Origin of the sequence: Streptomyces sp. NPDC058964 (genome assembly GCF_042741275.1) — a bacterium.
GTDB lineage: Bacteria > Actinomycetota > Actinomycetes > Streptomycetales > Streptomycetaceae > Streptomyces.
In genome coordinates, this window is sequence record NZ_JBHYKH010000104.1 from 8,449 (window position 1) to 21,284 (window position 12,836).

The 12,836-nt window shown below is 72.2% G+C and carries 11 protein-coding genes; 3 read left to right on the forward strand and 8 right to left on the reverse strand.

The genetic code is table 11. The features are described 5' to 3' along the window. Nucleotides 1–80: 80 nt before the first annotated feature. Genes ACFW2E_RS15735 through deoC form a run of 3 tightly spaced genes read right to left on the reverse strand, consistent with a single transcriptional unit; the run spans nucleotide 81 to nucleotide 3,416 of the window. A complete protein-coding gene (locus tag ACFW2E_RS15735; RefSeq protein ID WP_384466663.1) occupies nucleotides 81–986 on the reverse strand; it encodes an aldehyde dehydrogenase family protein in 906 nt (301 codons plus the stop codon). After that, nucleotides 979–2,415, reverse strand: coding sequence for an aldehyde dehydrogenase family protein (locus ACFW2E_RS15740; RefSeq protein ID WP_384466665.1), 1,437 nt, complete (start codon nucleotides 2,413–2,415; stop codon nucleotides 979–981). The genes ACFW2E_RS15735 and ACFW2E_RS15740 overlap by 8 nt, the downstream gene beginning before the upstream one ends. A 5-nt stretch (nucleotides 2,416–2,420) precedes the next feature. Then, the gene (gene deoC, locus ACFW2E_RS15745; protein ID WP_384466667.1) at nucleotides 2,421–3,416 is read right to left on the reverse strand and encodes a deoxyribose-phosphate aldolase; all 996 of its coding nucleotides are present in this window, start codon (nucleotides 3,414–3,416) and stop codon (nucleotides 2,421–2,423) included. Between the two features lie 114 nt (nucleotides 3,417–3,530). Between deoC and ACFW2E_RS15750 the strand changes: the two genes are divergently transcribed. Then, complete coding sequence (locus ACFW2E_RS15750) at nucleotides 3,531–4,220, forward strand: PH domain-containing protein (RefSeq protein ID WP_384466669.1); 690 nt, start codon at nucleotides 3,531–3,533, stop codon at nucleotides 4,218–4,220. A 416-nt stretch (nucleotides 4,221–4,636) separates the two neighbouring features. Here the strand turns inward: ACFW2E_RS15750 and ACFW2E_RS15755 are convergent, their stop codons facing one another. From ACFW2E_RS15755 to ACFW2E_RS15770, 4 genes are all read right to left on the reverse strand, one after another. Then, nucleotides 4,637–5,827 carry a hypothetical protein gene (locus ACFW2E_RS15755; protein ID WP_384466671.1) on the reverse strand — a complete coding sequence of 397 codons (1,191 nt, stop codon included), beginning with the start codon at nucleotides 5,825–5,827 and terminating at the stop codon, nucleotides 4,637–4,639. A 162-nt stretch (nucleotides 5,828–5,989) separates the two neighbouring features. After that, on the reverse strand, nucleotides 5,990–7,621 hold the full coding sequence (locus tag ACFW2E_RS15760) for a phospho-sugar mutase (RefSeq protein WP_384466672.1): 1,632 nt from the start codon (nucleotides 7,619–7,621) through the stop codon (nucleotides 5,990–5,992). A gap of 84 nt (nucleotides 7,622–7,705) precedes the next feature. After that, a complete protein-coding gene (locus ACFW2E_RS15765; protein ID WP_384466674.1) occupies nucleotides 7,706–8,530 on the reverse strand; it encodes a purine-nucleoside phosphorylase in 825 nt (274 codons plus the stop codon). A 146-nt stretch (nucleotides 8,531–8,676) separates the two neighbouring features. Then, entirely contained in the window at nucleotides 8,677–9,114 is a 438-nt protein-coding gene (locus tag ACFW2E_RS15770) for a gamma-glutamylcyclotransferase (protein WP_384466676.1), read from the reverse strand. Nucleotides 9,115–9,221: 107 nt separating this feature from the next. Here ACFW2E_RS15770 and ACFW2E_RS15775 point away from each other — a divergent pair, with 107 nt between their 5' ends. Together ACFW2E_RS15775 and ACFW2E_RS15780 are read left to right on the forward strand one after the other, a co-directional pair. Further along, nucleotides 9,222–10,670, forward strand: a complete 1,449-nt coding sequence (locus ACFW2E_RS15775) for an NAD(P)H-quinone dehydrogenase (protein ID WP_384466678.1) — start codon at nucleotides 9,222–9,224, stop codon at nucleotides 10,668–10,670. Between the two features lie 166 nt (nucleotides 10,671–10,836). Next, nucleotides 10,837–11,790, forward strand: a complete 954-nt coding sequence (locus tag ACFW2E_RS15780; RefSeq protein WP_384466680.1) for a DeoR/GlpR family DNA-binding transcription regulator — start codon at nucleotides 10,837–10,839, stop codon at nucleotides 11,788–11,790. A 149-nt stretch (nucleotides 11,791–11,939) separates the two neighbouring features. Here ACFW2E_RS15780 and ACFW2E_RS15785 read toward each other — a convergent pair whose 3' ends face one another. Further along, nucleotides 11,940–12,491: a TetR/AcrR family transcriptional regulator gene (locus tag ACFW2E_RS15785; RefSeq protein WP_384466682.1), complete on the reverse strand. Its 552-nt coding sequence runs from the start codon at nucleotides 12,489–12,491 to the stop codon at nucleotides 11,940–11,942. Nucleotides 12,492–12,836: the final 345 nt, after the last annotated feature.

Here is a 12,836-nt window from a genome sequence, read left to right on the forward strand (position 1 = left end):
CGCCGAGAGCCCGCGCGCGCGCGCGCGCCCGCCCCCGCCCCCCCCCCCCGGGGCTCGGGGTCGGGGTCCCGGCTCCCGGCTCAGTACGACGAGCCGGACGCGCCCAGCGACCCCGTCGGGTGCCAGACCGTCTTCGTCTCCAGGAAGGCCGTCATGCGGTCGATGCCCGGAGTGGCCGAGTAATCCACAGCCTGTGGACGAAGGACGCGCTTCAGGTTGTCCGCCGCCGCGATCTCCAGCTCCTTCGCCAGCGCCTCGTCGGCACCCGAGAGATCGATCGCGTTGACGTCCTGGTGCGCGGCCAGAGGCGCCGCCATCTCCGCCGTGCGGCCGGACAGCACGTTGACGACACCGCCCGGCAGGTCGGAGGTGGCCAGCACCTCGCCCAGGGACAGCGCCGGGAGCGGGGACTTCTCGCTCGCGATCACGACCGCCGTGTTGCCGGTGGCGATCACCGGGGCGATCACCGAGACCAGGCCGAGGAAGGACGACTCCTGCGGCGCCAGCACGGTGACCACGCCCGTCGGCTCGGGGGTGGAGAGGTTGAAGTACGGGCCCGCGACCGGGTTGCCGCCGCCGACCACCTGGGCGATCTTGTCGGTCCAGCCCGCGTACCAGACCCAGCGGTCGATCGCCGCGTCGACCACGGCGGCCGCCTTCGACTTCGACAGCCCCTCGGCCTCGGCGACCTCGCGTGCGAACTGCTCGCGCCGGCCCTCCAGCATCTCCGCGACGCGGTAGAGGATCTGGCCGCGGTTGTACGCGGTCGCGCCGGACCAGGCGCCGAACGCCTTGCGCGCGGCGACGACGGCGTCACGGGCGTCCTTGCGGGACGACTGCGGAGCGTTGGCCAGCCAGTTGCCCTTGGAGTCCGTCACCTCGTACACCCGGCCGCTCTCGGAACGCGGGAACTTCCCGCCCACGTACAGCTTGTAGGTCTTGAAGACGCTGAGCCGCTGCTCGGTCTTCTCGGACTTCTCAGACATCGAGGTACGCCTCCAGGCCGTGGCGGCCGCCCTCGCGGCCGAAGCCCGACTCCTTGTAGCCGCCGAACGGCGAGGTCGGGTCGAACTTGTTGAACGTGTTGGACCAGACGACGCCGGCGCGCAGCTTGTTCGCGACGGCCAGGATCCGGGACCCCTTCTCCGTCCAGATGCCGGCGGACAGGCCGTACTGGGTGTTGTTGGCCTTGGCTACGGCCTCGTCGGGGGTGCGGAAGGTGAGGACCGACAGCACCGGGCCGAAGATCTCGTCGCGGGCGATGGTGTGCGCCTGGGTGACGTTCGTGAAGAGCGTCGGGGCGAACCAGTACCCGGACGTGGGAAGTTCGCAGGCGGGCGACCAGCGCTCGGCGCCCTCCGCCTCGCCCTGCTCGGTGAGCGCGGTGATCCGGGCCAGCTGCTCGGCGGAGTTGATCGCGCCGATGTCCGTGTTCTTGTCGAGCGGGTCGCCGAGGCGGAGCGTGGAGAGCCTGCGCTTCAGGGAGTCGAGGAGCTCGTCCTGGATCGACTCCTGGACCAGCAGCCGCGAGCCCGCGCAGCAGACCTGGCCCTGGTTGAAGAAGATGCCGTTGACGATGCCCTCGACGGCCTGGTCGATCGGGGCGTCGTCGAAGACGATGTTGGCGCCCTTGCCACCCAGTTCGAGGGTGAGCTTCTTGCGGGTGCCGGCCACCGTGCGGGCGATCGCCTTGCCGACGGCCGTGGAGCCGGTGAAGGCGACCTTGTTCACGTCCGGGTGCGCGACGACCGCGGCACCCGCGTCGCCGTACCCCGGAAGGATGTTGACGACGCCCTTCGGCAGGCCCGCCTGGCGGCAGATGTCCGCGAAGAACAGCGCGGACAGCGGCGTGGTCTCGGCGGGCTTGAGCACCACCGTGTTGCCGGTCGCGAGGGCCGGGGCGATCTTCCAGGCCAGCATCAGCAACGGGAAGTTCCAGGGGATGACCTGGCCGGCGACGCCCAGCGGCCGCGGGTCGGCGCCGAACCCGGCGTGGTTCAGCTTGTCGGCCCAGCCCGCGTAGTAGAAGAAGTGCGCGGCGACCAGCGGGAGGTCGGCGTCGCGGGTCTCCTTGATGGGCTTGCCGTTGTCGAGGGTCTCCAGGACCGCGAGCTCGCGGCTGCGCTCCTGGATGATCCGGGCGATGCGGAAGAGGTACTTGGCGCGTTCCGGGCCGGGCAGCGCGGACCACTTCTCGAAGGCCTTGCGGGCGGCCCTGACCGCGCGGTCGACGTCCGCCTCACCGGCCTGGGCGACCTCGGAGAGGACCTCCTCGGTGGACGGGCTGACCGTCTTGAAGACCTTGCCGTCGGCGGCCTCGGTGAACTCGCCGTCGATGAAGAGCCCGTACGAGGGCGCGATGTCGACGACCGAGCGGGACTCGGGGGCGGGTGCGTATTCGAATGCCGATGCCATGGTGATCAGTCCACCGTCACGTAGTCGGGGCCGGAGTAGCGGCCGGTGGCCAGCTTCTGACGCTGCATCAGCAGGTCGTTCAGGAGCGAGGAGGCGCCGAAGCGGAACCAGTGGTTGTCCAGCCAGTCCTCGCCGGCGGTCTCGTTGACCAGGACCAGGAACTTGATGGCGTCCTTGGAGGTGCGGATGCCGCCGGCGGGCTTCACGCCGACCTGGACGCCGGTCTGGGCGCGGAAGTCGCGGACGGCCTCCAGCATGAGGAGGGTGTTCGCGGGGGTCGCGTTGACGGCGACCTTGCCGGTCGAGGTCTTGATGAAGTCCGCCCCGGCCAGCATGCCGAGCCAGCTCGCCCGGCGGATGTTGTCGTAGGTGGACAGCTCGCCGGTCTCGAAGATGACCTTGAGGCGGGCGGACCCGCAGGTCGCCTTCACTGCGGCGATCTCGTCGTACACCTTCATGTAGTGGCCCGCGAGGAACGCCCCGCGATCGATGACCATGTCGATCTCGTCGGCGCCCGCGGCGACGGCGTCGCGCACGTCGGCCAGCTTCACGTCGAGGGCGGCGCGGCCCGCCGGGAAGGCGGTGGCGACCGAGGCGACCTTGACGCCGGAGCCGGCGACGGCCTCCTTGGCGACGGCCACCATGTCCGGGTAGACGCAGACGGCCGCCGTCGCGGGGGCCGTACGGTCCGTCGGGTCGGGGTGGACCGCCTTGGCGCCGAGCGCCCGGACCTTGCCCGGGGTGTCCGCGCCTTCCAGCGTCGTCAGGTCGACCATCGAGATGGCGAGGTCGAGGGCGTACGCCTTCGCGGTGGTCTTGATGGAACGGGTGCCGAGGGAGGAGGCGCGCCCCTCCAGGCCGACCGCGTCGACGCCGGGCAGCCCGTGGAGGAAGCGGCGCAGCGTGCTGTCGGACGCGGTGACGTCGGCGAGAGCGTGGCTGGGGGTACCACCCTGCTCGAGCGAAGCCGAGGGATCGGGGGAGGGTGCAGTACTGGGCATGGTCACCAGCCGAGCATATCTACGCGCGTAGCGGCTGTACACCCCCGGGTTGTTCATCGCCTGCCCGGTGACCACGTATGAGCACCGTCCGCGGCGTCGGGCAGAATCGGGAGCATGACGACCCCGGACCACCAGTCACCCGCGCCACAGCCTCCGGTGCCCGCAGCCAAGGACCGGATCTACCGCTCGCCCATGGGCATCGCGGGCGGTGTGATGCTGCTCGCCATCGTCGGGTGGCTCGGCTTCGACGCGCTGACCACGGGGCACGACCGCACGCCGTGGCTGACGCTGGCCATCCTGATCCTGCTGGTTCCGCTGGTGGTCGCCTTCACCCTGCGCCCGGCCGTGTTCGCCGGCGACGACCGGCTGCGCGTGCGCAACCCGCTCCGTGTGATCACGCTGCCCTGGGGCGAGATCGCCTCCCTGCGCTCCGGGTACTCCAACGAGGTCGTCGCCAAGTCCGGCACCAAGTACCAGCTCTGGGCCATCCCCGTCTCCCTCCGGGCCCGCAAGAAGGCGACGCGCCAGCGGGAACGGGCCGCGGTGGAGGCCCGCCGGGCCGCCCACCCCGGCTCGCGGTCCGCGGCGGGCCTCGGCTTCGGCGGGCTGCGGAACACCGCCGGGTCCACCGGCCCGACCCGCGCGGAGACCGACAAGATCATGGCCGATCTGCGCGAGATCCTGGAGCGCCGCGAGCAGGAGAAGACGGCTCAGGGCGAGGTCACCGTCCGCTGGGCGTACGAGATCATGGCGCCCGCGGTGGCCGGTGCGGTGCTGCTGGCGATTCTGCTCGCGATGGGATAGCGGACTGTTGGCGGGCTGTCCGCCCAGCAGGATCGCGGCTTCCTGAAAGAGGGCGCAGGGCCATGAGTGACGAGTCCTGAGTCGCGGTCGTACACGCGGTCGCCGCTGCCCGCCTCGGACATACCGGACGGAAGCCTTCTCGGGACGGGGTGCGGGCAAGGCGCCGCCCCGAGGCGCTCCCGCCGGGCCGGTGCCGCAGCGGGCCCGGTGTCTGCTGTCCTGGCCGGGGTCGTGATGGCCGTGGTGGTGGCTGGTCGCCGAGCGGGTGCGCCGGCCGGTTTTCGCTGCCTTCCGTCCTGGCCGGGTGGGGGTGTGCCGACCGGCACCCGTCGGTCGGCGCCCCCTCTGCCGCCTGCCGGGGGTGGTTCTCGCCGCCGCCTCGACCGCCGTGACGGTCCCGCTGCCCTGAGCCGGGCTCAGGGTGCGCTCGGCCACACCAGCAGCATGTACGCGCCCCAGTACGCCGAGCCCGCCACCGCGGCCGTCAGCACGAGCAGGCGCCGGCGGCGGGAGGCCCGGGACAGGTGCAGGGCGAGCGGCAGGAGCAGCGGGAACGCGGGGAGCAGAAAGCGGGCGCGCGGGAAGTAGACGCCTCCGCTGGCCAGCACGATCGCCAGCACGACGCCCGTGAACACCAGCAGCGGCAGCGGCTGCCGGTCCCACACCGACAGGGCGAACAGCACGGCCGAGGCGAGCAGCGTGACCGTCACCATGATCAGGAACAGCTCCGGTGTGGAGTCCTGCCCCAGCAGCTCCCGCAGCCGGCGCAGGGTCTCCCGGCCGCCGTCCAGCTCGTTGTGCCACAACCGCTGTACGGCGAAGTAGCCGTCCCAGCGGCCCAGCCGCAGGCCCACCCAGCCGACGTACGCGCACCAGCCGAGCGGGGCCAGGAGGGCGCCGGAGAGGGCCCGCCACGAGAAACCGCGGCGGAGCGAGAGCAGGGCGGCGACCACGACCGCGGCCGCCACCGCGATGCCGGTCGGCCGCGTCAGCCCGGCCAGGGCGGCTCCCGCACCCGCCCACACCCAGCGCCGGCCGAGCACCGCGTACAGCGTCCAGGCCGTGAACGCCGTGAACAGCGACTCGGTATACCCCATCCACTGCACCAGCCCGACCGGAAGCGCGGCCCACAGCGTGGTGAGCAGGATCCCGGTCCGCCGCCCGTGCAGCCGCTCACCCACCGCGAACACCCCCCAGGCCGCGACGAGCGAGGCGACGACGGCGATGCCCAGCCCGGTACTGGCCCGGCTGCCGGGTGTGAGGACGGCGACGCCCTTCACCAGCAGCGGGTAGAGCGGGAAGAAGGCGAGGTTGTTCGAGTCGTAGGCGGTGCCCAGTTCCCGCGCGTACCCGTGATCGGCCACCCCGAGGTACCAGTTCGCGTCCCACTGCGTCGCGAGCATGGGCCAGATGCCGTGGTGCCGCCGGTGCGCCCACAGGGCGAGGAAGAGCAGTCCGGTGAGGCGTACGGCGAGGTAGGCGCCGAGAGCGGGAGCCGCGAGGCGCAGACCGGGAAGCACACGCGGCCCGGTGGCGGCCGGGGCGAGGGGACGCCGGGTGCCCGGGATGTGCCCGCTGGGGGCGGTGTCGGGTGCGGTCGGGGACACGGCGGCGGCTCCAGTACTCGGCGGGCGGTACCGGTTCACCGTTCCCCGGGGAGGCGCGGTGGGGTGCGGCGCGTGGTCGGCTGTCGCCGCTAAATCACTCGATGGGGTGCCCCTGGTGGCAGGGACACCCCATGGTATGAGCGGGCGCGAGTGGACCGTGGCTCAGATTCCGGCGGCCGCGGACAGGTCCCGCTTGATGGCGCCGAGCAGCTCGGCCGCGCGGGCCCGGGCGGCCGGCAGGTCCGCGTGCGCGGCGACCGGAACGACGACCTCCAGGTAGCACTTCAGCTTCGGTTCGGTGCCGCTGGGCCGGACGATGACGCGGGCACCGTCGAGGGTGTAGCGCAGTCCGTCGGTGGGCGGCAGCTCGGCCGTGCCCTTGGTGAGGTCCTCGGCGTTGGTGACGGCCAGGCCGGCGAGTTCGGTGGGCGGCTGCTCACGGAGCCGGCGCATCGCGTCGGCGATGACCGACAGGTCCTGCACACGGACCGAGAGCTGGTCGGTGGCGTGCAGCCCGTGCTCCACGGCCAGGTCGTCGAGCAGGTCGAGGAGCGTACGGCCCTCCTCCTTCAGCTCGGAGGCCAGCTCGGTGACCAGGAGCGCCGCGGTGATGCCGTCCTTGTCGCGGACGCCGTCGGGGTCGACGCAGTAGCCGAGGGCCTCCTCGTAGCCGTAGCGCAGTCCCTCCACCCGGGCGATCCACTTGAACCCGGTGAGGGTCTCCTCGTACGGCAGCCCCGCCTTGCCGGCGATCCGCCCGAGGAGGGAGGAGGACACGATGGACTCGGCGAAGGTGCCGGTGGCGCCCCGCCGGACGAGATGGGCGGCGAGCAGCGAACCGACCTCGTCGCCCCGGAGCATGCGCCACCGGCCCGCGTCCTTGACGGCGACGGCGCAGCGGTCGGCGTCGGGGTCGTTGGCGACGACGAGGTCGGGGTCGGTCTCGCGGGCCCTGGCGAAGGCGAGGTCCATCGCCCCGGGCTCCTCCGGGTTGGGGAAGGAGACGGTCGGGAAGTCCGGGTCCGGCTCGGCCTGCTCGGCCACGAGGACGGGCTCCGGGAAGCCGGCGCGGGCGAACGCGGCGAGGAGCACGTCCTTGCCGACGCCGTGCATCGCCGTGTAGACGGTGCGGGCGGTGCGCGGGGAGCCGTCGGCCAGTACGGCATCGGTGCGGGCGAGATAGGCGTTCAGGACGGCGTCGCCGAGGGTCTCCCAGCCCCCGTCCGGGCGCGGTACGTCGTGGAGCGAGGAGATCGCGTCGATCTCGGCGGCGATCCCGGCGTCGGCGGGCGGCACGATCTGCGACCCGTCGCCGAGGTAGACCTTGTAGCCGTTGTCGCGGGGCGGGTTGTGGCTGGCGGTGACCTCCACGCCCGCGACCGCGCCCAGGTGCCTTATGGCGTAGGCGAGTACGGGGGTGGGCAGGGGCCGGGGGAGTACGGCCGCGCGCAGTCCGGCGCCCGTCATCACCGCGGCGGTGTCGCGGGCGAAGTCGGCGGACTTGTGCCGGGCGTCGTAGCCGATGACGACGAGCCCGTCGCCCTCGCCCTGCTTCTTCAGGTACGCGGCGAGACCGGCGGCGGCGCGGATGACGACCGAGCGGTTCATACGCATGGGGCCGGCGCCGAGTTCGCCGCGCAGCCCGGCCGTACCGAACTGGAGGGTGCCGCCGAAGCGCGCGGCGAGCTCGGTGACGTCCCCGGCGTCGATCAGCCCGGCGAGTTCGTCACGGGTCTCCGCGTCGGGGTCCTCGGCCAGCCACGCCTTGGCCCGGGCGAGGAGATCGTCGTGCACGTGGGGTCAACCTCTCCTGTTCGTGAAATCCGGTGGGCGTCCGCGGAGCGGGGGTCCAGGGGGCGTGGCCCCCTGGCGGGTTCCCTACAGCCGGCCCAGCACCTGGCCCAGCAGCGCGCCCATCCGGGCCGCCGAGTCCCGTCCGGCCTGCAGGACCTCTTCGTGGTTCAGCGGCTCGCCGGTCATCCCGGCCGCGAGGTTGGTGACCAGGGAGATGCCCAGGACCTCGGCCCCGGCCTCCCGCGCGGCGATGGCTTCCAGCACCGTGGACATGCCGACCAGGTCCGCGCCGATCACCCGGGCCATGCGGATCTCGGCCGGCGTCTCGTAGTGCGGGCCGGGGAACTGCGCGTAGACGCCCTCCTCGAGGGTGGGGTCGATCTCCTTGCACAGGGCGCGCAGCCGCGGCGAGTACAGGTCCGTCAGGTCGACGAAGTTCGCCCCGACGATCGGCGAGGTCGCCGTCAGGTTGATGTGGTCGCTGATCAGCACGGGCTGACCGGGCCGCATGCCCTCGCGCAGACCGCCGCACCCGTTGGTCAGCACCACCGTCTTGCAGCCGGCGGCCACGGCCGTGCGCACACCGTGCGCCACTGCGGCCACGCCCCGGCCCTCGTAGTAGTGCGTGCGGCCGAGGAAGACCAGCGCGCGCTTGTCACCGATGGAGTACGAGCGGACCTTGCCCCCGTGCCCCTCCACCGCCGGCGGCGGGAAGCCGGGCAGCTCGGTGACCTGGAACTCGGCGTCGGGAGCGCCCAGGGCGTCGACGGCGGGAGCCCAGCCGGAGCCCATCACGAGGGCGACGTCGTGGGTCTCGGCGCCCGTGAGCTCGCGCAGGCGCGCGGCGGCCGCGTCGGCGGCGGCATGGGGGTCGCCCTGGATGTCGTCCGGAAGAAGAGATGCGTTCACGCGGATGAGGGTAGCCGGTCTGGGCCTACGCGCGTAGATGCCAGAGCTCACGGGATGGCGATCGTTGTCTTGTCGTTTCCGACAAAGCTTGGGACAAAAGTGCCCCAAGAGGTGCCGGAGGCCTGACCGGAGGCCCGTCCGGAGGACTAACAGGGGCGCTTGCGCAGCTCCATCACATAGTCGTACGGCGCCCCGGCCGACTCCGCCGCGTCGGCGATCTCACCCAGATAGCGGGCCGACGGCAGGCCGCCCTCGTATCCGTTGAGCACGTACGTCCACGCCGGCTCCTCCCCGTCCAGCGTGTGCACGCGCACCCGGACGCGCCGGTAGATGCCGAGGCCCACGCCCTCCCACCGGTCCAGGGACTCCTCGTCCATGGGGGCGATGTCGTACAGCCCGACGAAGACCTGGGACTCCGGCTCCTCGACGATCGTCGCGAGCGCGCCCTCCCAGCCCAGCTGCTCGCCCCCGAAGGTCAGCCGCCACCCGTTCAGCCAGCCCGTGGCGCGCAGCGGTGAGTGCGGGGCGCGGCGGGTCATCAGCCGCGCGTCGAGATTGCCGGCGTACGCGGCGTAGAGCGACATGGATCGAGGGTACGGCAGTGGAAACTTCAATCTCCCGCACCCCAGAAGTAACAGAACGCCCACCACTTCACGCCCCCGGGCAGTAGCACGTTGAAGCGTGCGGGACAATGGAGTACGTGACTCGGATCGTGATCATCGGTGGTGGACCCGGCGGATACGAAGCGGCGCTGGTGGCAGCGCAGCTCGGCGCGGAGGTGACCGTCGTCGACTGCGACGGTCTGGGCGGAGCGTCGGTGCTGACCGACTGCGTACCGTCGAAGACCCTTATCGCTACGGCCGAGGTGATGACCACCTTCGACTCGTCGTACGAGGAACTCGGCATCATCGTCGCCGACGACACCCCGCCGCTGGAGCAGGCCGCCCGGGTGGTCGGCGTCGACCTCGGCAAGGTGAACCGCCGTGTGAAGCGCCTCGCGCTCGCCCAGTCCCACGACATCACCGCGTCCGTCACCCGGGCCGGCGCCCGGGTCATGCGCGGCCGTGGCCGCCTGGAGGGCATGCAGGCCCTCGACGGCTCCCGGAAGGTCGTCGTCACCGCCGCCGACGGCAGCGAGGAGACCCTCACCGCCGATGCCGTGCTCATCGCCACCGGCGGGCACCCGCGCGAGCTGCCCGACGCCCAGCCCGACGGCGAGCGCATCCTCAACTGGACCCAGGTCTACGACCTCACCGAGCTCCCCGAGGAGCTCATCGTGGTCGGCTCCGGTGTCACGGGCGCCGAGTTCGCGGGCGCCTACCAGGCCCTCGGCTCCAAGGTCACCCTGGTCTCCTCCCGCGACCGAGTGCTGCCCGGCGAGGACCCGGACGCCGCCGCCGTCCTGGAGGACGTCTTCCGCCGCCGCGGCATGAACGTCATGGCCCGCTCCCGTGCCCAGTCCGCCAAGCGCGTCGGCGACAAGGTGGAGGTCACCCTCGCCGACGGCCGCGTGATCACCGGCTCGCACTGCCTCATGGCCGTCGGCGCCATCCCCAACAGCGCCGGACTCGGCCTGGAGGAGGCGGGCGTCAAGCTGCGCGACTCCGGCCACATCTGGACCGACAAGGTCTCCCGCACCACCGCCCCCGGCGTGTACGCGGCCGGTGACGTGACGGGCGTCTTCGCCCTCGCCTCCGTCGCCGCCATGCAGGGACGCATCGCCATGTACCACTTCCTCGGCGACGCGGTGACCCCGCTCAACCTCAAGACCGTCTCCTCCAACGTCTTCACCGACCCGGAGATCGCCACCGTCGGTTACACCCAGGCCGACGTCGACGGGGGCAAGATCGACGCGCGCGTCGTGAAGCTCCCGCTGCTGCGCAACCCGCGCGCCAAGATGCAGGGCATCCGCGACGGCTTCGTGAAGATCTTCTGCCGTCCGGGCACCGGCATCGTGGTCGGTGGCGTCGTGGTCTCACCGCGCGCCTCGGAACTGATCCACCCGATCTCGATCGCCGTCGACAACAATCTGACGGTCGAACAGATCGCGAACGCCTTCACCGTGTACCCCTCCCTTTCGGGGTCGATCGCCGAGGTGGCGCGTCAGCTCCACACGCGGAAGGCGACCGGCGAGGCCTGACGGCCGAAACCGACTCCCCGCTGGTCACGGGGAGTTGTCGAGCATGCGTGCGGCATAGTCGGGGCGGGTAGGCCCTATACCACTTCCCGCCCCGCCGTGCGAACAACTTCTGTTATTCGGCGCAAACTGCTGAAACCAGACGGCCGTTGGGGTTACTGTCAGTTTCGTGTTCGCTGCAGAACGTCGCCAATTGATCCTCGAAATGGTGCGAGCGAACGGGGCCGTGTCGCTCCGTGAGCTCGCCCGCGTCGTCCAGACCTCCGAAGTGACCGTACGGCGGGACGTGCGCGCACTGGAGGCAGAAGGACTCCTCGACCGCCGGCACGGCGGTGCGGTATTGCCGGGCGGGTTCACGCGGGAGTCCGGCTTTCCGCAGAAGTCACATCTCGCGACCGCCGAGAAGACGGCCATCGCCGATCTCGCCGCGGGCCTCGTCGAAGAAGGCGAGGCCATCGTGGTCGGGGCGGGGACCACCACCCAGGAGCTGGCCCGCCGGCTCGCCCGGGTGCCCGGTCTGACCGTCGTCACCAACTCCCTTTTGGTGGCCCAGGCGCTGGCGCACGCCAACCGCGTGGAGGTCGTGATGACCGGCGGCACCCTGCGCGGATCCAACTACGCCCTCGTCGGCTCCGGAGCCGAGCAGTCCCTCCAGGGACTCAGGGTCTCCAAGGCCTTCCTGTCCGGGAGCGGCCTGACCGCCGAGCGCGGGCTGTCCACGTCCAACATGCTGTCCGCGTCCGTCGACCGGGCCCTGGTCCAGGCGGCCGCGGAGGTCGTCGTCCTCGCCGACCACACCAAGCTCGGCACGGACACGATGTTCCAGACGGTGCCAACGGATGTGATCACCCGCCTGGTGACCGACGAGCCCCCCGCCCACGACGACCGTGCGGCCACCGAACTCCAGGCCCTCGCCGATCAGGGGGTGCAGATCGCCGTGGCCGGGGCGTCGGGAAGCCCGGGGGGTGATCAGGTCCCGGCGCGCCAGCAGCGTCGGGACGTGGCCCTGCCGGGGCCCCGGCGGGGGCAGGTGCCCGGCGCTGCGCTGCGGTCGGCCACGGTGCTGGGGGAGCAGGCGGCCGGGGCGGAGCGGGCGCGTGTTGCCGATCTGCGGCGCCGTTAGTGGTTGCGGCGCCTGTTCGCCGTAGGGTTCGGCGTGGCGCGCGGGTGCGGGTTGACCGTGGCTTGTCGCGCCCACGCGGCGGAGCCGCCCCATGTGACAGCCCCGCGCCCCTGGCGGTGCCGCCCCTGGGGGTGACAAGGGGACCGCCGCTATCCCTTCAGGCCCCGTAGCGTCAGTTTCAGCAACCGGTCCGCCAAGTCGGGGTCGCCCGGTGACTCCTCCGCCGCCAGCGCGATGGCGTGGGTCAGTTGGAGGAGGTCGCCGATCGAGACGTCGGCGCGTACGGCACCCGACTCCTGGGCGCGGGCCAGCAGCGCGCCGCCCGCCTCGTGGATCGGGGTGCTGCAACGAGCCAGCGCGGAACCGGAGCCCGAGCCCGCGGACACCGACATCAGCGCCCGCGCCAGTCCGCGGTACTCACCGGCGTGGGTGACCATCTCGCGCAGCCATGTCACCAGCGCCGAGCAGGGCTCGGGGGCGTCCAGCAGTTCGCGGGAGCGGACGAGGAGTTCGCTCACCGCGTCCTCGAAGACCGCGCTCATCAGTGCCTGCCGGTTCGGGAAGTGCCGGTACAGCGTGCCGATCCCGACGCTGGCCCGGCGGGCCACGTCCTCCAGCGACGCGTCCGTGCCGCGCTCGGCGAACGCCGCGCGCGCCTCGGTGAGCAGCCGCTCGTAGTTGCGGCGGGCATCGGCTCGCATGGCACGCGGGCCCACGGACGCCACCGCCGTGTCCCGGGCCTCGGCGGCCTCCCCTGCGGTCGCGCCCACCATGCCTGCCACCTGCCCTCTCTCGCGCCCCCGGCTGCCTCCCAGCATGCCATCGAGCCGAGGAGCACACGCCGGCCCGCGCCTTCGGCGGCGCATCCCGCCCGCATCAACTGGACGCGGCCGAACGGGTGATACAGGGGGCGAGCGGGCGTGTGCGGAGAAAAAGACCGAGGCGCCCGGGGCGGCGGGGGTGGGGGGGGGCGCCGGGGGCCGCCGGGCCGGGGCGGGCGCGGAAGCCAGATTGGTGAAGAAGGCACGCCCCACCGGGGGTGTGGG